This window comes from Pseudoxanthomonas kaohsiungensis, from assembly GCF_010211765.1.
Lineage (GTDB): Bacteria > Pseudomonadota > Gammaproteobacteria > Xanthomonadales > Xanthomonadaceae > Pseudoxanthomonas > Pseudoxanthomonas kaohsiungensis.
Genome location: NZ_PDWO01000015.1, coordinates 56,760 through 76,311 on the forward strand (window position 1 = coordinate 56,760; position 19,552 = coordinate 76,311).

A 19,552-nucleotide genomic window follows, 5' to 3' on the forward strand; every position below is an offset into this window, starting at 1 on the left:
CGACGGTCCAGGTCGCGAAACCGCTCGAGCGGCACGCACCTGCGCGGATGAGACACGCCCATGGCTGGGCCAGGGTATCCGCCGAACCGGAACCGCTGCGTCGGCTTGGTCTGACCGTCAGGCCGCGGGCCCATGCCACGCGACCCGTTGCACCCGACAGCCCGAGCGAAGTGTGTTGTGTATCTCCGCAAGCCGATCCGTCTCGGACAGCAGGAACTCGATTTCTTCATCCGAAGCGGAAGAGTCCACCCTCGCCGAGTATGTGACCGACTCCGCAGGCAGGCCTACAGCTCCGAACCGCGCGGAGGCGATTACTTCACACCCGGTTATGGCGATGCCGAGCCGCTGGGCCTCGCGATACAGGTCATTGCAGTAGCAAGTGGCGAGGGCGAGCATCAGGAGCTCGCCGCCATTCACGGAACTGCCGAAGCCCGATTCTTTCGAGGGGACGTCCAGCGACTTGGTAGAGCCGGCAGTGGAGACATGTACAGCGTTCTGCCCCGGCTCGTTCCGGACCTGCGCGGAGATCTCCACGTGCACCCCTCCGTTCCGGGCGGCCTAATGGCCGAGATGAGCCGAATGGCGAAGCCAGTTCGGCCCGGTTGAGTCGCGAGGCACGCCAAGCGCACCTCGCTCCTGGCGAAGACTGCCATTGCAGGCAATCCTCGCACCGCGGCCGTCAGCTGCGGCCCAGGTAATCCAGCTTGCCCAGCGGCACGCCGTTGTGGCGCAGGATCGCGTAGGCGGTGGCGAAGTGGAAGTACAGGTTGGGCAGGGCGAAGCCGGTGAGGTAGTCCAGGCCCTCGAAGGCATGCTCGCCGCCGGGGGTGCGCAGCACCACCGGTCGGGTTTCGCTGCCGTCGATCTGCGCCGGCGCGAACGTGCCGAGGTAGGCGATGGCGCGGTCCAGGCGCGCGTAGAGGCCGGCGAAGTCGGTCTCGTCGTCGGCGAACACCGGCGCCTCGACCCCGGCCAGGCGCGCGGCGCCGTTCTTGGCGGTGTCGCTGGCCATCTGCACCTGGTTGAGCAATGGCCGCATGTCCGGAGCCAGCCGGGACTGAAGCAGCACGGCCGGATCGAAGCCGCGCTCGATCGCGTGCGCCTGGCCGCGTTCGAGCACGTGCCGCAGGTTGCGCAGGGCGCGCACGAAGGCGGGGATGGACGCACCGTACATCGAGATCGTGGGGGTCATGACGGAGTCCGCAGGCGGGAACGGGAAGATGCGCCGGCCGGCCAGGCCGGCGCATCGGGTGGATCAGCGCAACCAGCCGCGCGCGCGGCAGCGCCCGGCATACACCCACAACCCGGCGGCGAAGGCCAGCACCAGCACCGGCATCGCCAGCCCTGCCGGACCATAGGCCTGCCAGGCCGGGGTCAGCGCGTAGGCGCCGGAGAACTGCACCACCACCGCCAGCAGCGAGACCGCGAACAGCGGCACGGCCCAGCGCCTGCGCAGCAGCAGGCCGAGCGCACCGAGCACCCCGCCGATGACGCCGATCCCGAACATCACGTTCAACCAGGCCGGCGTGGCCAGGAATATCTGCCGGTCGACCTCCGGCAGCGTCGCCAGCCGGGCCTCGTCCATGGTCACCTGGACCCCGAACATGGCCAGCCCCAGCAGGTTCCACACCAGGGCCAGTATCGCCACCCACCAGTAAGCCTTGGGCCGCACGGGCCCGGACTGCATCTGCATGAGCTCCTCCCCTCGCGGCGCCGTTGCCGCCCCGCAGAGCCTACCCCTCCCTCCGCCGGCCGGGCAGTGCCGCGCGCGGCGGACCGGACCCACGGGCACCGGCGCGCCCCCGCCGCGCCAATGCCGCTAAACCCCGGCCCGCGGCGGCCGCTATCCCGACGACCCCCGTGATCCCGCCCGGCCGCCCGCATCGCACGCGCGAGCCGATCCACCCGGAGCCCCAGATGTCCATCGATCGCCGCTTTACCGCCTCCCTGCGCGATCCCGGCCCGGCGCCGGACGCGACCGGGCCGCTTGCGGTGCTGCCCGCCTTCGCCGACGGCATGGCCGCCCTGCCCGGGGAACTGGGCGGGCTGGGCAAGCGCCTGCAGTCGGCCGCGCGCGGCGAGGACTGGCGCAGCTACCAGCGCCTGCTGCAGCAGTTCCTGGACAAGTACCTGCAGGATTTCGCCCGCAGCCTGGACAGCGGCGCGATGGCCGAATCCGACCAGCTGCGCGAGCTGCTGCGGCAGGCGCTGGGCGTGGCCCTGGCCTCGCTGCTGCAGCCGCTGCCGGCGCTGGCCGGCGAGTCCACCGCCCTGGGCAGCGAGCTGAAGCAGTGGCGGCCCGGCAGCGACCTGGCGCCGCTGGCGCTGCGCGTACGCGAGCTGTGCCACCAGGTCGGCGTGCACGCCGGCGAAACCAGCGAGCAGCAGGCCCTGCTGCTGGGCCTGTTCGACCTGCTGCTGGAAAACCTGTTCGAACTGCTCGACGACGGCAGCTGGCTGCGCGGCCAGGTGGCGGTGGTGCGCGAACTGCTGGCCGGCAATCCCGACCGCCAGACCCTGGAGGCTACCCGCCAGGGGCTGCGCGAGCTGGCCTACCAGCAGGGGCTGCTGAAACGGGGCATCGACCAGTCCAAGGACGCGATGCGGGTGATGATGGTGTCCTTCGTCGAGCGGCTGGACGGCATGGCCGCCAGCACCGGCGAGTTCCAGTCGCGCCTGGAGGTGCACATGGGCGCGATCCGGCAGGCCCGCACCATCGCCGACCTCGGCCACAGCCTGGAGGACGTGCTCGACGACACCGCGCGCCTGCAGGCGCAGGCGCTGCAGTCGCGCGAGCAGATGCTGGCCGCGCGTGCCGAGGTCGACGCGGCCGAAGACCGGATCCGCGAGCTGGAGGCGCGCCTGCGCGACGTCGGCGACCTGCTCCGCAGCGACCCGCTGACCGGCGCGCTGAACCGGCGCGGGTTCGAGGAGGAGTACGCGCGCGAATCGCTGCGCGCCGAGCGCGAGGCACGGCCGCTGTCGCTGGCGGTGATCGACCTGGACGAGTTCAGCCGGCTCAATGCGCGCCATGGGCATGCCGGGGGCGACGTGGCGCTGCGCCACCTGGTCAGCCTGGCCCAGGCCACGCTGCGCGCTGGCGATGCGATCTGCCGCCACGGCGGCGAGGAGTTCGTGCTGCTGCTGCCGGGCACGCCGCTGGCCGAGGCGCAGGCGGTGGTGCAGCGCCTGCAGAAGCGGCTGGCCGCCGAACCGGCGGTGCACGAGGGCCAGCGCATCGCGTTCGCGTTCAGCGCCGGCGTGGCCGCGCGCCAGCTCGGCGAGGACCGCGACCACCTGCTGCGCCGCGCCGACCGCGCGATGTACCAGGCCAAGCGCGACGGCCGCAACCGCGTCAGCATCGCCCACTAGGCCGCGCGCGCGGGCCGGTCAGCGGCGTCGCGGCGGCCGCCCGGCGGGGCGCTCGTCGCCGTCCCGGGTGTAGGCCGGCGGCGAGTAGAAGTTGAGCGTCTTCAGCGGCGTGCGTCCGGTGTTGCGGATCTCGTGCGCCTCGCCGCGCTCGATCAGCAGCAGGCTGCCGGCGGCCAGCGCGCGGCGCGCGCCGGCGACGATCGCCACGCCCGAGCCGGCCACCACGTAGAGCCACTGCTCGGCGCCGCGATGGCGGTTGTCCGGGCCGCCTTCGCTGGCCCCGGGCGCGATCACCATCTGCGCGGCCTGCACGCCGCGCCGGTCGAACAGCACGCGAAAGCCACGGCCGAAGCGCAGTCGCCGATGCTCCATGCCCTTCCCCTTCGCGTGCGACGTGGGCCGACGATCGCCAACGCCTCGTGAACCGCGCGTATCCATGCAGCTGAACGCGACAGCTTCACGGCAGCGGTTTCACGGTGCCTTGCAGGCGCGCGCGCCACTGTGCGCTTCCCCGTCACCGCAGGACACGTCCGATGCTGATCAGGCTCGGCTTCGAGATCGCCTACCGCTTCGTGCAGCCGACGCCGATGGTGGTGATGCTGGACATCCACGGCTCGCGCAGCGGCGACGTGGTCGCCTCGGTGCCGCTCCATACCGACCCGGCGGTGCCGCTGCGCCGCTACCGCGACGAATTCGGCAACACCTGCGTGCGCCTGCATGCGCCCGCCGGGCTGCTGGTCCTGGCCGCCGACGCGGTCGTCCGTGATTCCGGCCAGCCGGACCGGCAGCAACCCGATGCGATGCAGGTGCCCGTGGAGGCCCTGCCGGAAGACACGCTGGTGTTCTTGCGCGGCAGCCGCTACTGCGAGACCGACGCGCTGATGCAGTACGCCTGGGACCACTTCGGCCATGTCCCCGCCGGCTGGGCGCGGGTGCAGGCGATCTGCGACCACGTCCACGCCGCGATCGAGTTCGGCTATCCGCACGCCGATGCCACCCGCGGCGCGGCGCGCGCGCTGGAGGAAGGCCGCGGCGTGTGCCGGGACTTCGCCCACGCCGCGATCGCCCTGTGCCGTTGCATGAACATCCCGGCGCGCTACTGCACCGGCTACCTCGGCGACATCGGCGTGCCGCCGGTGGATGCGCCGATGGATTTCTCGGCCTGGTTCGAGGTCTGGCTCGATGGCGACTGGTACACCTTCGACGCGCGCCACAACGTGCCGCGGATCGGCCGGGTGCTGGTCGCGCGCGGGCGCGACGCGGCGGACGTGGCGATCAGCAGCACCTTCGGCCCCAACACGCTCGAGCGCTTCGAGATCCATACCTGGGAAGCGGGCCCGGAGTCGCTGGACCTGGGCAGCGGGCCGCTGCGCTGCGTCGCCTGAACGCACGGCGAGCAGCGCGCCGCCCTTCACGCGCTGCAGCCGCAGCCTTCGCGCCACTGCCACGGCGCCGGCAGGAAGATCGACCCACGTCCGGACGGTCTGTCGCCGTCCTTCCAAGGAGACCGACGATGAAGAAGCTTCCCCTGGTCCTCGCATCCGCCGCCTTCGCGTTCGCCGGCGCCGCGTTCGCCGGCGACGGCAACATGTCCAGCACCGACAAGGTCAGGAAGATGGACCTCGACGGCGACAACCGCCTGTCGCTGAGCGAGTTCACCGCCGGCGGCCACAAGACCGCCGACGACTTCGCCAAGTACGACGTCAACGGCGACGGCTACGTCAACGACGAGGAGATCGACGTGGGCAAGGAGCGCGGCATGACCCCGGGCGAGAAGAAGGACGTCCGCGCCAAGGGCCGCCCGGTGCCGACCACCAACCCGAAGTCCCCCGAGCCGGCGACCACGACCGAACCGTAAGCCAGCGCACTGCAGGTCATCTGCACGGTCCGCCTGCTGCTTGCAGGCGGACTTTCTTATGCGCCGGAAAGCTGTCTTCGCAAAGCGGCGGAGGGTGGTCGGCTTCGGTGGGGGCGACCGTGTAAGGTTGCGCTGGCTCCGGAGGGGGCCGCCGTGCTGCCACCATGGGGGTCGTCCAGCAAGTCGCGGTCATGGCTTCGATCATTCCGTTACCTTCGACGGCTTTTTTATGACCGTTCGGCGGGCCCAGCCACCGGGCTAGCCGCTCCTGGCGTGTCGTGAGCTGCAAGGAATCACCGCAAGCACGGGAGTCGACGACACCGGCCATGCGGATTCGAGCGATTCGGCGCGCAGCGCCCAGCGCGGCAACCAATACACCATCGCCACGCTGGCTGCGAAGTTCACCGCGCCCGCTGCGCCCTGCTTCGAACGAAGCCGCGACCTCCAAGCCCACGAAGGACGCCGCACCCTGGCGGTATGGCCCAAGTGGCACATGGATGTGCCACGGCCCTTCGTAAAGACAGGATGTCGTCCCGAAGGGTGGGCCATACCGCCAGGGTGCGGTGGCCCCTTCCGGAGCTGGCGCTCCCCGCTCAACGGCCCCGCCTGGAGCTCACGTTTCCGGACGCTGCAACCGGGCCCGGAGAGCAGGCGCTCCAGCAGGTCAACCTGTCCAACGCCTCGACAGAAGCGGAAAAATAGGAACGCCGGAGGCGCGAACCCCCGGCGTTCATTCCTTACGCTGCAGTTGCGGCGGCCGACGCGAATAGCCGCCCGGCCGACGCCCGCAAACCCGCCTGTCAACGACCGTATGCCGGCAGCCCCGCCAGCGTCTGCGTCGCCACCGCATCGAGCCGGTCCTGCGTCCACTCCCCCGGCCGCACCGTGCCGGTGTTCAGCGCGCGCCACACCACGCGGATGCTACGCGGCTCGATCACCTCGACCAGCAGCCCGCCCTCGGTGCGCTCGCTGCTGCGCGTGCGCTGCGCCGGCGTGCCCTCGCCGGTGACCATCAACTGCGAACAACTGCCGCCGGAGCACTTCACGCCCGCCATCGGCGTGACCGCGCCGGCCTCGCCTGGTACCGCCAGCACCTCGTTGACGTCGCGCACCCCGACCCGGTGGGCGACCACGAACGCCGCGTCCGCGCGATCGACCAGGCGATAGCCCTTGGCCTGCAGCGCCCGGTCGAGCGAGGCCTGCAGCGCCTCGCGGAACTGCGCATCCTGCACCCGCGCGTCGCGCTCGGGCGCGGTGGGCGCGGGCATCGGCACCCAGGCATAGCCCTGCCCCGGCAACACCGAGGCCTGCGTGGTCACGGTGACGTGGCCGGCGGGCGCGGGCGCGCGCGCCGCACTGGGCGAGAAGGAACAGGCCGCGGTGGCGGCGAGCATGCAGGACAGCAGCAGCGAAGCGGTGGCGCGGACGGACACGGGACGTGGTCTCACGGAACGACTCCTTTGACTTCGCGAAGGATGCGTCCCAAGCATAGCCAATTGCCGGCCCGCCCCGGGCGATGGCGGCGATGGCATCGGCGCCCGGCCGCTCACGCCCGCTTACCGCGCATGCGGCAAGGTGGGGCCCCGCACCCGACACGGAGTCCCCGAGCATGGAAACCCAGGAACTGCACCGCGGCCGCCTGATCGACCACCTGCAACTGGTGGTGCGCGACCTGCCCGCCAGCCAGGCCTTCTACCAGGCGGTGCTGGACGCGCTCGGCGTCCCGATGGGCGGCAGCGGCGACGGCTACTTCTGGGCCGACGAGCTGTTCGTCTCGACCGCCGACAGCGAGGCGGCGCAGGGCCAGCTCACCGGCCGCCACCACCTCGCCTTCCAGGCCCGCGACCGCGCCGCGGTCGATGCGTTCCACGCCGCCGCGCTCGCCCACGGCGGCCGCGACAACGGCGCGCCCGGCGAGCGTCCCTACCATCCCGGCTACTACGCCGCCTTCGTGCTGGACCCGGACGGCAACAACATCGAAGCCGTGTACCACGGCCCGGCCGGGCGCAGCGCGGACTCGGTGAAGGTGACCTTCGAGGGCTGAGCCGCATGCGTCCGGATGGACGGTCGTTGCCCGCCGCCTACCCAGCCGCTAGCGTTGTTTCCGTGGCGTGCGCCAGCGACCACCCATGCCTTCCTCCCCCCTTACGAGGACACCCGCATGAACGACCCCACCGATCTTCCGCTCGCCCTGTACCAGGCCAACTTCGACCTGCAGGTGCGCATCGGCGAACTGCTGCAGGACAGCGGCCGGCACTGGCTCGAGTTCGGCCAGCGCCTGGTCAACGATGGCCTGGTCGAGAACGGCGCCGAGCTGCAGCAGCTGATGGCCGCCGGCGACTGGCAGAAGCTGGCCTCGCTGCCGGCCGACGCGTTCTGGCGGCAGTTGCAGCAGCGCTTCGGCGACCAGCAGGCGGCGGCGCAGATCGCGGTGGCCGCCCAGTCCAGCTTCGCCCGCGACCTGCAGGAGGCGCTGGCCCGCTGGCAGCACGAAACCATCGCGGCGATGGACGAGGCCGGCTTCGGCCTGGCCGTGCCGGCGGTGGACACGCAGTGGACGGCGATCTTCGGGAAGGCCGCCGCGCCGCGCACGCCGGTGGCGAAGAAGGCCCCGACCGCCGCGCCGGCCGCGGACAAGACTTCCCCCAGGCCGGCGGCGAGGAAGGCGACCGCGAAGAAGACCACGGCGAGGAAGGCAGCCGCGGGGAAGCCGGCGGCGAAGAAGGCGCGCACGCCGACCGCCAAGAAAGCGAAGAAGACACCCGCGAAGGCAGCGAAGAAGACGCGCGGCACCGGTCGCTGATCGCGCGCCATCGCCGTGCCGGCGGCACCGGCGTCGGCTGCCGTGCTCAGGGCGAGGCGGCGGCCGCGGCGGTGTCGGATACTTCCTGCCAGCTGCTGTCCGGATCGAACACCGCCATGGCGGCCGCCTGCCTGGCGCTGTCCGGACCGAGGTCCTTCTCGAACACCTCGCCGTCGTGGCTGACCATGAAGGTCATCACCCCGCTGTCGCCGTAGCGCGCCGGCCAGGCGACCAGGGCGAAGCCGCGGCTCATGTTCTCGCCGAGCAGGTAGGAGTAGGCGCCACCCGGTGCCGACGGTCCCTGGGCTTCCAGGATCCGGTAGTGGTAGCCGTGCCAGACCCCGTCGGGCGTGTCGTCGCCGAACAGCGGACCGAGCGGGCTCTCGCCGGTGCCGTCGTCGTCCCAGAACAGGCCGTCGTGGCTGCCGTCGCTGCTCACGAACTTGCGCGCGTACTCCAGCGCGCCATCGCCGTCGCGGTCCTCGCGGGCGTAATCCTCCTGCGCGTCGACGTAGGCCAGCGCGGCCTGCATCGCATCGAGTTCGTTGCGACCGATCCGGCGCGCGCGCAGTTCCGGTTCGCCGGCCGCCAGGTCGAAGGCCCAGCCGTCGGCGCCCTTCACCAGCGGTATCGGCAGCGTCCAGCCTTCCTTGCCGACGGCGAGGACGGCCCGGCCGGGATCGGATTGCTGGATGAGGTGCTTTTCGCGATAGCGGACGATGAACGCGTCGGTGTCGTCGCGGTCGACGTTGTCGAGCGGGATATAGCGACCCCAGTCGGGGCCGAGCACCGTGGCCAGCTGCGCCGGGTCGGCGCGCTCGCTGCCCAGCGCGCCGACCAGCGCCTCGGCGGCGGCCTCGGGCGTGGGATAGGCCTGCTGTGCGGACGCCGGGCAGGCCAGCAGCGACAGGCCCAGGACCGGGAGCAGAAGAAGGGAGCGGGTCATGGCAGGTCTCCTGGTCAACGGCGGCGGCCACCACCACCGCCACGCGGCGGCGACGGACGGCTCATGGGCGCTCCGCCGCTGCGGGCGCCGGCGGGCCGCTGCGACGCCGAGTAGCTGCTGTGCCCGCGGCTGGAGGCGGCGCGCGACTGGGCCGGGTTGCCGGCGCCGGAGAAGCTGTTGTTCTGCCGGCTGGCGGTGCCGGTGTTCGCGCGTTGCCGGGCATCCTGCTGCGCCCGCGTGTTGGAGGCACCACCCTGGCTGCGGGCGTTGGCGGTACTCCCCTGGGTGCGGGCGCGCTGCTCCGGCCCCATGTCGCGCGAGGCCTGGCCGGCGCGCTGGCGCGCCTCCGCATTGCTGGCCGCCGGCGCCTGCAGGCCGCTGCGCTCCATTGACTGGCGGGCGCGGTCGCGGTCTGCGTCGCGCGCCTGCGTGCCGTCGCGGCCGCGATAGGCGTCGCGATTGGCGGCGCCGCTGTTCTGCCGCGCGTACTTCTCGCGGCTGGCGTTGTCGCGGTATGGGACGCCGTCGCGGTTGGCGGCGTTGTGGTTCCACTTGTCGCTGCTGCGGTCGATCTGGCGGTTGGTGTTGATCTCGTTGTAGCGGTCGATGTCGATGTCGATGTCGCCGTGGCCCCAGTCCAGGTCGCCCCACAGCGCGCCGCCCACCGCCACGCCGATGCCGAAGCTCAGCAGCGCCCCGCCCGGGTAGTAGTACGCCGGCGGCGGGTAGTAGTACGGCGGATAGCCGGGATAGGCCCAGCTGCCGTACACCACGCTGGGGTTGTAGCTGGGCACGTAGACCACTTCCGGGTCGGCCGATTCGATGACGATGGTCTGGGTGGCCGGCTGGGTGGCGGTGGCCGCCGCCGGCTGGCTGCTGACCTTCTGCTGTTCGTTCGACTTGAGGTTGCCGGCCGCTTCGGCCTGCTTGCGCAGGCGCTGCACCGAGGCCATCACCGCATCGGGCTGGGCGAGGAAGGCATCGCCCATCTTCTGCACCCAGGCCGGGTCCTGGCCGAGCACGGCCAGCAGCTGCGGGAAGGCGACCAGCGACTGCACGCTCGGGTCCCAGGGCTGATCGGCGACCTGCTTGACCGCGTCCTCGCCCTTGGCGTCCTTGTGCGCGGCGGACCACTTCACCGCGTCGGCGACGTCGCCCGGATAGGTCGAGGCCATCAGCACCTGGGCCAGCAGCGAATCCGGATACAGCGCCACCGGCGCCATCATCTGGTCCAGCTGCTCGACGCTGAAGGTGCCCGACGAGGCCGGCTGGGCGGAGGCGGACGCCTGCGGGGCGGCCCAGGCTGGAGTCGTGCCGGGACCAGGGACCATCGCCAGCAGGATCGCGGCGGCGAGCATCGGGGGCGCTGGGTTGCGCATGGGATCCTCCAGTGACGCAGTGGCGGATCGATTTCGACCCGCCGGTACGACGCGGCGCGATCGCCGCGATCGGTTACTTTGCCTTGCCTGCCTGCACGCCCTTGTCGACCACCAGCTTGACCACGACCTTGCGCGCACCGGCGTTGCTGCCGCTGCCGGCATCGGGGGAGATGCCCATCCCGGCGCCCGCGCGTACCCGGCCCGGCGCCAGGCCGGCCTGCTGGCGCAGGAAATCGGCGACCGCGTCGGCGCGCTGGGCGCTCAGCCGCTGGTTGGCCTCGGCATTGCCGGTGGCGTCGGTGAAGCCCTGCAGCACCACCTGGTACTCGCCGGTTTCCTTGGCCTTGGCGGCGAAGGCGAGCAGGTCGGACCGGGCCTGTTCCGACAGCGCGGCGCTGCCGCTGGCGAACAGCACGTCGACCGTGGCCAGCGCCTCGTAGGTGCCAAATTCGTCCATCCGCGCGCTGGTCGGCGCCAGCCCGGCCTGGACCTGCTGGGCGACCTTGAAGTCCTCGGACTTGAAGCTCACCTCGGTGGCGGTGAAGCCGCCGCCGGCGGCCACCGCGTCGACCGTGACCGGCAGGCCCGGGATCAGCGCGCCCTGTTCGACCTTCTCGTGGATCGCGCCGGTCAGGCCCTTGGTCTTCTTGTACCTCGTGCCGGCATCGAGGGTGACGGTCTGCTCGACGTTGTTGGCGTCCTTGACGGTGATGGTGTCGCCGTGGACGGCGGTGACCAGGCCCTTGATCTTCGTCTTGTCGCCATCGGCGGCGAAGGCGGGCAAGGCGACCAGCAGGGTCGCGAGCAGCGCGCCGCCGATCCGGGCGCGGGAGGGATGGCGGTGGGTCATGTGCTGCGCTCCGTGACGGTGGTAGGGATCGGCTCGATCCGCAGGACGGCTTGGCGGGCCCGCGGCGGACGGAATGCCCGGCGGCGCCGCGATGGACGCGATCCGGGCCATCGCAGTCCGGGTGGAGGCACCGGTTCCCCCTCGTCGGGAAGCCCGCTGCAACCGCGCATGCCGTGGTCCGTGGCGGCGGCGCGCCGGACCGGGCAGACGCTACTCGCCGTGGCCGGAACCGCTCAATTGGCCTTTGGCCCCACGGTGTGGCGGGCCGCCAGGAGGCGGCCCCAGGTGGCGATGCGCCGGTCGCGCCCGGTGATGTCAGGCACATCGCCGCTGCAGCGCACAAGAAACCGAGCCTGCCGGCACCGCCACTTCCTGCCGCGAAGCAACGACCGGCTACACCGCGCATGCTTCAATGGCGACACCGCCATCCATGGGGCACCGCCATGCGCTGCGTCGGACTGTTCGCCGTATCGCCGGTCCAGGACCTGGCCGCCGCGCTGGACTGGTACGCGCGCCTGTTCGGCCGCGCCGCCGACGACCGCCCGATTCCCGACCTGGCGCAGTGGTACCTGGACGGATTCGGCTTCCAGGTGATGCGCGTGGCCGACCGCGCCGGCGGCGGCGTGGCCACGGTGGTGGTGGCCGACATCGAAGCCGAGCGCGAACGCCTGGCCGCGGCCGGGATAACCTTCGAGCCGACCGTGCGCGGCCCGTTCGGCGCGATCGCCCGGCTCGAGGACCCGGAAGGCAACCGCATCACCCTGGCCGAGCCGCCGCGCGGCTGAATCCCGCCGCCGGGTCAGGGCGAGCGCCGCGCCTGTTGCTGCTGCGCGCGCACCCAGCGCATCTGCTCGAGGAAGGTCGCGGTCCAGTACGTGTCGCGATGGCGGTCGAGGAAGGCGAGCAGTTCCTCGTGCGCCCGGGTCGACACGCTCAGGTGGTCGCCGCCGATGCCATGGAAGGTGAAGTTGACCATCGTGCCCTGGCGGCCGGCTTCCTCGACCAGCGCGATCAGCGCCGCGCCACTGGCGTCGACCGGCACGTGCACCGGCACGGCCTGGGTATCGAGCGCCAGCATGTCCGGCACCACCGTGCCGCCGACCAGCTTGATGCCGAGGAACTGGTCGCTGACCGCGGTGATGTAGTTGCCATCCTTCGCCTGCTGGTCGCCGCACGGGGCGGTGAAGGTGCGGCCATCGCTGCGGCCATCGATGGCCTGCAGGAAGGTGTTGGCCAGCAGCACCTGCTCGCGCACCTGGGCCACGCTCAGCGCATCCAGGTCGCGCTCCGGCTGGACCCACTCGCGGCCCGGGCCGCGCGCCGAACAGGGATGGAACAACGAATGGTTGCCGAGCTCGTGGCCGTTGCGCGCCGCGGCGCGCCACTCGCCCATCCGCAGCTGCACCGGCGCATTGGCCGGCACCAGGTAGAAGCTGCCCTTCAGGCCATGCCGGTCCAGCGCGGGGATCGCGTGGTCGAGCTGGGAATCGAGCGCATCGTCGTAGGAGAGGCTGACCGCGGCCTTCCTTCCCCCGGGCCAGGCGAATGCCTGCGCCTGCACCTCCGCCGCCAGCCACCCGCCCGCCGCCAACGCCAGCAGCAGCACGCACCGGCCACGCCATCGCCATGTTTTCCCCATCGCCATCCCTCCTCCAGGCAGGTCCACAGGGTACCGCCTCCGTCATGGCGCGAGCGCGGCCATCCGCGTCCCGCGCCGCCCTCCCCGGGCCAATGACTTGTCATGGCCCCGGTGCTAGGGTGGGCCGCGGCACACACATACCGTCCGGGAACAGGCGGTCGCGACCGGGCACCCGTCGCTGCTGTCCACGCCAAGGGAGTGCGAAGCCATGAGCAATTTCTGGGATACCGTCTGGCTGATCCTGATGACCTTCGTCCTGGTCGCTTACCTGCTCGTGCTGTTCCAGATCATCGTGGACCTGTTCCGCGACAAGGAGCTGGGTGGCTTCTCGAAGGCGATCTGGTTCATCGGCCTGGTCTTCCTGCCGTTCCTGACCGCGCTGCTGTACATCATCTTCCGCGGCCGCGGCATGTCCGAGCGGCAGGTGGCGGCGGTGCGCGACGCGCGCGCCGAGACCGACGCGTACATCCGCAGCGTGGCCGGCAAGTCGGCGGCCGAGCAGATCGCGGACGCGAAGGCGCTGCTGGACGCCGGCACGATCAACGCCGACGAGTTCGCCCGGCTGAAGGCCAAGGCGCTGGGCTGACCTCGCCCGGCGCACCGCGCACGGCCCGGCGTCGCCACCACGGCGCCGGGCCGTCGCGTTTCCGGGGCAGGCCGTGCCGCCGCACGCGCACATCCGGCCCTCGTTGAATCTTCCATCCCCCCGCACGGTCCAGACACGTTGGCAGCTTCCAGCCCCTCGCCTTCGCCCCCGCCCGTCCGCGCCGGCGAGGTCTTCCGCGCCTTCCTCGCCCTCGGTTCGACGGCGTTCGGCGGGCCGATCGCGCATATCGGTTACCTGCGCCGGGCCTTCGTCCTGCGCCGGCGCTGGCTGGACGAATCCCGCTTCGCCCAGCTGCTGGCGGTATGCCAGTTCCTGCCGGGACCGGCGAGCAGCCAGCTGGCGCTGGCGATCGGCCTGCAGCGCGATGGCGGGCGCGGCGCGCTGCAGGCGTTCGCCGGCTTCACCCTGCCGTCGGCGCTGCTGATGGGACTGCTGGCCGCGCTGTCGCCGCGGCTGGACGCGCCGGCCAGCGCGGCGGCCTTGCACGGCCTGGCCCTGGTGGCCGTGGCCGTGGTCGCCCATGGCGTGGTCGGCATGGCGCGCCAGCTGGCCAACGACGTGCCCCGTGCTGCGATCGCCATCGTCGCGGCCGCGCTCGTCCTGGCCGGCGGCACGGCCTGGATGCAGCTGGTGGCGATCGCGTTCGGTGCGCTGGCAGGCCGCTGGGCCTGCCGCACCCCGCAGGCGCCGCCGGCGGCGGCGTTCGTGCTGCCCTACGGCCTGCGCACCGCGGCCGTGTGCCTGGCCCTGTTCCTCGCGGGCCTGGTCGCCTCGTTGCTGGTGCCCCCCGGCGGGGCGCCGACGCTCGCCGGGCTCGCGGCGGCGTTCTACCGTGCCGGCGCGCTGGTCTTCGGCGGTGGCCACGTGGTGCTGCCGCTGCTGCAGCAGAGCGTGGTCGAGCCGGGCTGGATCGCGCAGGATGCCTTCCTGGCCGGATACGGCGCCGCCCAGGCGATGCCCGGGCCGATGTTCAGCCTGTCCGCCTACCTGGGCGCGCTGGTGGAGCTGGACGCGCCTGCCTGGATCGGCGCGACGGTCGCGCTGCTGGCGGTGTTCCTGCCCGGCTTCCTGCTGCTGGCGGTGTTGCCGGCGTGGTCGGCGATCGCGGCCCACCCCGGCGCGCGGCGCGCGGTCGCCGGGGTCAACGCCGCGGTCGTGGGCCTGCTGGCCGCGGCGCTGTACGACCCGGTGTGGACGCATGCGATCGACGGCCCGCTCGACATCGCCATCGCCGCGGCCACGTTCGGGCTGCTGGCGAGCGGGCGGCTGCCGGTGCTGGCGGTGGTCGCCGCCTGCGTCGGCATGGCGATGCTGGCCGGCCTGCGCTGACCCATCGCCCGACGCGGGTCAGCCGGCGTACTGCAGCGTCGCCCAGGCCAGCACGAGGTAGCGGCCCGCCTTGGCCACCGCCACCAGCGGCAGGAACACGCGCAACGGCTCGCGCATGATTCCCGCGGCCAGGGTCAGCGGATCGCCGACGACCGGCATCCAGCTCAGCAGCAGCGACCAGCGGCCCCAGCGCCGGTAGCTGCGCTGCGCGCGCGCCAGCGCCGCGGGCGGCACCGGGAACCAGCGCCGGTCCTGGAAGCGCAGCAGTCCCCGCCCCAGCCACCAGTTCACGGTCGAACCGAGGACGTTGCCCGCGCTCGCCACCAGCACCAGCAGCCATGGCGGATAGCCGGACAGCAGCAGCGCCACCAGCGCCGCTTCGGACTGCAGCGGCAGCAGCGTGGCGGCGAGGAAGGCGGCGAGGAACAGTCCGCCATGGATCATCGGATCGAACGGCATGCGCGCTCAGTCGGCCGCCGCGGCGCAGGCGGCCGGCGGCGGTGACGGCGCCAGCGCGTCGACGAACGCCGCTTCCAGCGCCAGGGTCCCGAACACGCCGCGACGGGTGCCGGTGAGCACGCGCAGCATCTGGCCGCGGCCACCGGGCATCCTGCCCAGCGGCAGGAAGGCGACGTCGCGCAAACGGGCCGCGGTGTCGCGCTCGGACTGGAACAGCGGCGTCAGCCAGCGGCTCCACAACTGGTAGATCCAGACGTGCGAACGGCGCGAGCGCTGGTAGGCGTCGAACGCGTTCGCCAGCGACGGCGCCTCGCGGAGCGATCGCGCCAGTGCGGCCGCATCCATCAGCGCCATGTTCACGCCCTGCCCGAGCTGCGGACTCATCGCATGCGCCGCATCCCCGGCCAGCACGACGCGCCCGCGGTGCCAGTGGCGCGCGATGGTGTCGCGATAGCGCGCCCGTGCCAGCTGCGCGGCGTGGGTGATGCCGGCGAACACGGCCGACGCTTCCGGCCACAGTTGCCGCAGCTCCCCGTGCCAGGCATCCAGTCCCCGCCTTTCCCAGGCTTCGAAGTCGTCGGTGCGCAGGCTCCAGAAGAAGCTCAGGCGACGGGTCGGGTCGCCCGGGCAGCCGCCCACCGGCAGCAGCCCGACCATGCGCCGGGCGGCGACGTAGCGCTGGCGCAGTTCGGCCACCGCCGGCCACTCGCCCACCGGGAGCAGGCACCACAGCGCGCCCCACGGATAGGGCCGGTCGATGCGCGGGGCGGCCACCTCCCGGCGCAGGCGCGAGGCCGCGCCATCGGCGACCACGACCAGGTCGTACGGCCCGTGCACCTCGCCCTGCGCATCGCGCAGCAGGCCGCGCGCGTGGTCCACGGCGACGATCTCGCGGCCGGCGTGCAGCGCGCGCGCGCGGCCGGGCCAGGCCGAATCGAGGATCGAGAACAGGGCACCGCGCTGCAGGCCGACGCCATGCAGGCGCCGGTCCAGCCCGGCGTAGCGCATGTCCATCACCGCGCGGCCGCAGGGCGTGTCGCCGAACAGCCGGTCCACGCGTGCGCCGTGGCGCAACACCGGCTCCAGCAAGCCCATCTGCCACAGCACCTGCAGGCCGCTGGGCTGCAGCAGGAAACCCGCGCCCACCGGGCCCGGCTTCGTGACCCGCTCGAACACGGTGACCTCGTGCCCATCGCGTTCCAGCAGCACGGCACTGGCCTGTCCGGCACTGCCGTAGCCGACGATGGCGATGCGCTGCGATTCCATGGCTGCCCCCGCTCTCCGTTGCCCGTCCTTCCCTTTCGCTATCCTAGCCGGCGATCCCGGCAACCGGTGCGGACCGCATGCGCCTCTCCTCTCGAAACCTCGCCCTGCTACTGCTGCCGTTCCTGCTGCCCGCGGCGCACGCCCATGCCGCCGCGCAGCCGGCGCCGGAACTGCTGTGGACCGTCGGCGGCTTCTCCGCGCCGGAATCGGTGGTCTACGACCGCGCGCGCGACCGCTTCTACGTGTCCAACATGGCCACGCGCGGCGACGACGCCATCCCCGGCGACGGCTTCATCAGCCGGCTCGACGGGCGCGGCAACATCACCGAGCTGAAGTGGATCACCGGCCTGCAGAACCCGAAGGGACTGGCGCTGGCGAACGGCCGTTTGTATGCGGGCGACGACGACGCGCTGGTGGAGATGGACCTGGACGGCGCGCGCATCGTCGCCCGCCATGCGCCGGACGACGGCAGCCCGGCGCAGTTCAACGACGTCACCGCCGATGCGCGCGGCAACGTCTATGCCTTCAGCGGGCGCCTGGACACCGTGTTCCGCCTGTCCGGCGGCGCCTTCGCGCCCTGGGCGAAGGTCGACACGGACAGCACCGGCAAGTTCAACGGCGTGCGCGCCGACGGCGACCGCCTGCTGCTGGGCAGCTGGCAGGTCCCCGCTGCGCAGGGCGAGCAGTTGGGCCACCTCACCACGATCGACCTGGACACCGGCGCGGTCGGCCGCATCGGCAACGCGCCGATCGGCCATATCGATGGCATCGAGCCCGACGGCCGCGGCGGCTGGGTCGTCAGCGATTTCACCCCGGGCCGGCTGCTGCGCATCGGCCCGGATGGCAGCGTCGACCCGCTGCTGACCCTGTCGATCGGCACCGCCGACCTGCACTACCTGCCAGAGCGCCAGCTGCTGCTGGTGCCGATGCTGCGCGACGACCACCTGCGCGCCTACCGCTGGGCGCCGGTATCGGAGTGATGCGCGGCCGGCGCGGGCAGCGGCTACCCTGAGCCCGGGTTGCGACGGAGCGGCGATGAGCACACCGGCACCGGGTCCACACTCGCCGCAGGGCCTGCTGCGCGCCGTCGGCCGCTGGCAGATCCTGGGGCTGTCGATCAACAGCGTGGTCGGCAGCGGCGTTTACCTGCTGCCGGCGGCGGCGTTCGCGCTGCTCGGCCCGTGGAGCGTGTGGGGCGTGCTGCTCGCCGGCGTGACCGTGAGCCTGCTGGTGCTGTGCTACGCCAAGGCCGGCAGCTATTTCGACGTGCAGGGCGGCAGCGCGCTGTACGCGCGCGAAGCGTTCGGCCCGTTCGCCGGGTTCCAGGTCGGCTGGATGATCTGGCTCACCCGCATTGCGACGGCCGCCTCGCTGGCCAACGGCCTGGCCGCGGCGGTCGGGCGCTTCTGGCCGCTGGCCAATGAAACCGGAGGGCGCATCGCCGTGGTCGCCGGTTCGCTGCTGCTGCTGGCAGGCATCAACATCGCCGGCGTGCGCTGGGCGGCGAACGTGTCGATGGCGCTGGTGTTCGGCAAGCTGGTGCCGCTGCTGCTGTTCCTCGGCATCGGCGTGTTCCATGTCGACTGGCAGCTGGCCTTCGGCGGTGAGGTGCCGGCCGCGCTGGACTGGCGCCAGACCGGCCAGGCCGCCCTGCTGCTGCTGTTCGCCTACGCCGGCTTCGAGAACCTGTCGGTGGCCGCGGGCGAGTACCGCAACCCGCGGCGCAACGTGCCGTTCGCGCTGGTGGCGATGATCGCCCTGGTCACCGCGCTGTATGCGGCGGTGCAGCTGGTGGCACAAGGCACGCTGTCCGCGCTGGCGGAATCTGCCACGCCGGTCGCCGACGCGGCCGCGATGTTCGGCGGCGAGCCCCTGGCCTGGCTGATGACGATCGGCGCGGCGCTGTCGATCCTCGGCACCAGCAACGCGACCATGCTGCTGGGCCCGCGCTTCCTGCACACGCTGGCCAGCGACGGCTATGGCCCGCGTGTGCTGGCGCGCGTGCATCCGCGGCTGCACACGCCGGCGGTCGCGATCGCCTTCCAGTGCGCGCTGGCCCTGGCGCTGGCGCTGAGCGGTTCGTTCGTGCAGCTGGCGCTGCTGTCGATGGTCACCCGCCTGCTGGCCTACATCAGCACGGCCGCGAGCGTGCTGGTGCTGCGCCGGCGCCTGGGCGACCCGCCGGGTTCGTGGCGCCTGCCGGGCGGGCCGCTGGTACCGGTCGCCGCGCTGGTCCTGTCGCTGGCGATGCTGCTCAGCGCGAGCGCGGCGCACCTGCTGGCGGTCGCGCTGGCGATGGCGGTGGGCAGCGTGTTCTACCGCTTCCCACGACCGACGCGCTGATCCGCCATCGGCCGGCGCGTGCCGCCTAGCGCGACTGCAGCGCGGTCTGCAGCCCGACCAGGCGCGCGACCATGATCGCCAGGTAGAGCTGGCCGATGATCGCCTCGAACACCGCCAGCCCGCGCATCACCGGCGTGGCCGGGGTGAGGTCGCCGTAGCCCAGCGTGGCCAGGGTGACGAAGCTGAAGTAGATCGCATCGCCCATGCCCAGTCCGTGCGCGAGCGGAGCGCCGGCGAACAGCATCGAATCGGGCTGCAACCGCACGACGGCCACGTAGATCACGCCCCAGCACACGCCCACCAGCAGGTAGGCACTCAGGGCGGCGCACAGGTGCTCGGCATCGATGCGCACGCTGGACAGCGAGTAGCGGATGGCGCCGTAGGCGGCAACCACCGCCACCCCGCACCACAGCAGCGCGGCCACCGCCGAACCACTCGCCGAATCCGAATGCGAGGCGTACCAGCGCAGCGCCAGGGCCAGGCCGAGGATGGCGAACATCGCGCGCCGCTTCTGCAGCACGCCGATCGGCGCGACCGCCGCCACCAGGCTGGCGGTCAGCAGCACCTCCATGAACACGCGGCCGAAGTCCAGCGCCTCCAGCAGTGGGCCGACCGCGATCGTCGCCAGCAGGGCGGAAAACAGGATCGCGTAGCGATGGCGCGTGAGCGGGCCGGGCAGCGGCAGCGGGCTCGGCTGCACC

General features: G+C 72.3%; 22 protein-coding genes. 10 read left to right on the top strand and 12 right to left on the bottom strand.

Annotated elements, in window-relative coordinates; genetic code table 11:
- Positions 1 to 117 precede the first annotated feature (117 nt).
- The 3 genes from CSC66_RS14275 to CSC66_RS14285 form a co-directional block, all read right to left on the bottom strand.
- Positions 118 to 534, bottom strand: coding sequence for an OsmC family protein (locus CSC66_RS14275; protein WP_162378080.1), 417 nt, complete (start codon positions 532 to 534; stop codon positions 118 to 120).
- Between the two features lie 145 nt (positions 535 to 679).
- Positions 680 to 1,192 carry a DUF1993 domain-containing protein gene (locus CSC66_RS14280; protein WP_162378081.1) on the bottom strand — a complete coding sequence of 171 codons (513 nt, stop codon included), beginning with the start codon at positions 1,190 to 1,192 and terminating at the stop codon, positions 680 to 682.
- A 63-nt stretch (positions 1,193 to 1,255) separates the two neighbouring features.
- Positions 1,256 to 1,687: a hypothetical protein gene (locus tag CSC66_RS14285; protein ID WP_162378082.1), complete on the bottom strand. Its 432-nt coding sequence runs from the start codon at positions 1,685 to 1,687 to the stop codon at positions 1,256 to 1,258.
- A 230-nt stretch (positions 1,688 to 1,917) separates the two neighbouring features.
- Here CSC66_RS14285 and CSC66_RS14290 point away from each other — a divergent pair, with 230 nt between their 5' ends.
- A complete protein-coding gene (locus CSC66_RS14290; protein ID WP_162378083.1) occupies positions 1,918 to 3,372 on the top strand; it encodes a GGDEF domain-containing protein in 1,455 nt (484 codons plus the stop codon).
- A gap of 18 nt (positions 3,373 to 3,390) precedes the next feature.
- Here the strand turns inward: CSC66_RS14290 and CSC66_RS14295 are convergent, their stop codons facing one another.
- The gene (locus tag CSC66_RS14295; RefSeq protein ID WP_162378084.1) at positions 3,391 to 3,744 is read right to left on the bottom strand and encodes a cupin domain-containing protein; all 354 of its coding nucleotides are present in this window, start codon (positions 3,742 to 3,744) and stop codon (positions 3,391 to 3,393) included.
- Positions 3,745 to 3,905: 161 nt separating this feature from the next.
- On the opposite strand from CSC66_RS14295, the gene CSC66_RS14300 reads away from it, so the two are divergent.
- Both CSC66_RS14300 and CSC66_RS14305 read left to right on the top strand, forming a co-directional pair.
- On the top strand, positions 3,906 to 4,757 hold the full coding sequence (locus CSC66_RS14300; RefSeq protein ID WP_162378085.1) for a transglutaminase-like domain-containing protein: 852 nt from the start codon (positions 3,906 to 3,908) through the stop codon (positions 4,755 to 4,757).
- A 128-nt stretch (positions 4,758 to 4,885) separates the two neighbouring features.
- The gene (locus CSC66_RS14305; RefSeq protein WP_162378086.1) at positions 4,886 to 5,230 is read left to right on the top strand and encodes an EF-hand domain-containing protein; all 345 of its coding nucleotides are present in this window, start codon (positions 4,886 to 4,888) and stop codon (positions 5,228 to 5,230) included.
- Positions 5,231 to 6,030: 800 nt separating this feature from the next.
- Here the strand turns inward: CSC66_RS14305 and CSC66_RS14310 are convergent.
- Positions 6,031 to 6,678, bottom strand: coding sequence for a DUF4136 domain-containing protein (locus CSC66_RS14310; protein WP_162378087.1), 648 nt, complete (start codon positions 6,676 to 6,678; stop codon positions 6,031 to 6,033).
- Positions 6,679 to 6,839: 161 nt separating this feature from the next.
- On the opposite strand from CSC66_RS14310, the gene CSC66_RS14315 reads away from it, so the two are divergent.
- A complete protein-coding gene (locus CSC66_RS14315) occupies positions 6,840 to 7,274 on the top strand; it encodes a VOC family protein (RefSeq protein ID WP_162378088.1) in 435 nt (144 codons plus the stop codon).
- A 117-nt stretch (positions 7,275 to 7,391) separates the two neighbouring features.
- Positions 7,392 to 8,033 carry a phasin family protein gene (locus tag CSC66_RS14320; protein WP_162378089.1) on the top strand — a complete coding sequence of 214 codons (642 nt, stop codon included), beginning with the start codon at positions 7,392 to 7,394 and terminating at the stop codon, positions 8,031 to 8,033.
- Between the two features lie 46 nt (positions 8,034 to 8,079).
- Here CSC66_RS14320 and CSC66_RS14325 read toward each other — a convergent pair whose 3' ends face one another.
- The 3 genes from CSC66_RS14325 to CSC66_RS14335 all read right to left on the bottom strand — a co-directional run bounded on the left by CSC66_RS14325 (position 8,080) and on the right by CSC66_RS14335 (position 11,208).
- On the bottom strand, positions 8,080 to 8,979 hold the full coding sequence (locus tag CSC66_RS14325; RefSeq protein ID WP_162378090.1) for a DUF2950 domain-containing protein: 900 nt from the start codon (positions 8,977 to 8,979) through the stop codon (positions 8,080 to 8,082).
- Positions 8,980 to 8,993: 14 nt separating this feature from the next.
- Positions 8,994 to 10,358, bottom strand: a complete 1,365-nt coding sequence (locus CSC66_RS14330) for a DUF3300 domain-containing protein (protein WP_162378091.1) — start codon at positions 10,356 to 10,358, stop codon at positions 8,994 to 8,996.
- A 73-nt stretch (positions 10,359 to 10,431) separates the two neighbouring features.
- Positions 10,432 to 11,208 carry an OmpA family protein gene (locus tag CSC66_RS14335; RefSeq protein ID WP_162378092.1) on the bottom strand — a complete coding sequence of 259 codons (777 nt, stop codon included), beginning with the start codon at positions 11,206 to 11,208 and terminating at the stop codon, positions 10,432 to 10,434.
- A gap of 443 nt (positions 11,209 to 11,651) precedes the next feature.
- Between CSC66_RS14335 and CSC66_RS14340 the strand changes: the two genes are divergently transcribed.
- Positions 11,652 to 11,993, top strand: a complete 342-nt coding sequence (locus tag CSC66_RS14340; RefSeq protein WP_162378093.1) for a VOC family protein — start codon at positions 11,652 to 11,654, stop codon at positions 11,991 to 11,993.
- Between the two features lie 14 nt (positions 11,994 to 12,007).
- Here the strand turns inward: CSC66_RS14340 and CSC66_RS14345 are convergent, their stop codons facing one another.
- Positions 12,008 to 12,853 carry a polysaccharide deacetylase family protein gene (locus CSC66_RS14345; protein WP_274381872.1) on the bottom strand — a complete coding sequence of 282 codons (846 nt, stop codon included), beginning with the start codon at positions 12,851 to 12,853 and terminating at the stop codon, positions 12,008 to 12,010.
- 202 nt (positions 12,854 to 13,055) lie between these two features.
- On the opposite strand from CSC66_RS14345, the gene CSC66_RS14350 reads away from it, so the two are divergent.
- Entirely contained in the window at positions 13,056 to 13,433 is a 378-nt protein-coding gene (locus CSC66_RS14350) for an SHOCT domain-containing protein (protein WP_162378094.1), read from the top strand.
- A 138-nt stretch (positions 13,434 to 13,571) separates the two neighbouring features.
- A complete protein-coding gene (gene chrA, locus CSC66_RS14355; protein ID WP_162378095.1) occupies positions 13,572 to 14,783 on the top strand; it encodes a chromate efflux transporter in 1,212 nt (403 codons plus the stop codon).
- 18 nt (positions 14,784 to 14,801) lie between these two features.
- Here the strand turns inward: chrA and CSC66_RS14360 are convergent, their stop codons facing one another.
- Positions 14,802 to 15,227 (bottom strand): YqaA family protein, encoded by a 426-nt coding sequence (locus tag CSC66_RS14360; RefSeq protein WP_162378125.1) that lies wholly within the window; start codon positions 15,225 to 15,227, stop codon positions 14,802 to 14,804.
- A 21-nt stretch (positions 15,228 to 15,248) separates the two neighbouring features.
- Positions 15,249 to 16,508, bottom strand: coding sequence for an FAD-dependent oxidoreductase (locus tag CSC66_RS14365; protein WP_162378096.1), 1,260 nt, complete (start codon positions 16,506 to 16,508; stop codon positions 15,249 to 15,251).
- Positions 16,509 to 16,585: 77 nt separating this feature from the next.
- Between CSC66_RS14365 and CSC66_RS14370 the strand changes: the two genes are divergently transcribed.
- The gene (locus tag CSC66_RS14370; protein WP_162378097.1) at positions 16,586 to 17,488 is read left to right on the top strand and encodes an SMP-30/gluconolactonase/LRE family protein; all 903 of its coding nucleotides are present in this window, start codon (positions 16,586 to 16,588) and stop codon (positions 17,486 to 17,488) included.
- 55 nt (positions 17,489 to 17,543) lie between these two features.
- The gene (locus tag CSC66_RS14375) at positions 17,544 to 18,851 is read left to right on the top strand and encodes an APC family permease (protein ID WP_162378098.1); all 1,308 of its coding nucleotides are present in this window, start codon (positions 17,544 to 17,546) and stop codon (positions 18,849 to 18,851) included.
- Between the two features lie 25 nt (positions 18,852 to 18,876).
- Here CSC66_RS14375 and CSC66_RS14380 read toward each other — a convergent pair whose 3' ends face one another.
- Positions 18,877 to 19,551: a potassium channel family protein gene (locus CSC66_RS14380; protein ID WP_162378099.1), complete on the bottom strand. Its 675-nt coding sequence runs from the start codon at positions 19,549 to 19,551 to the stop codon at positions 18,877 to 18,879.
- Position 19,552: the final 1 nt, after the last annotated feature.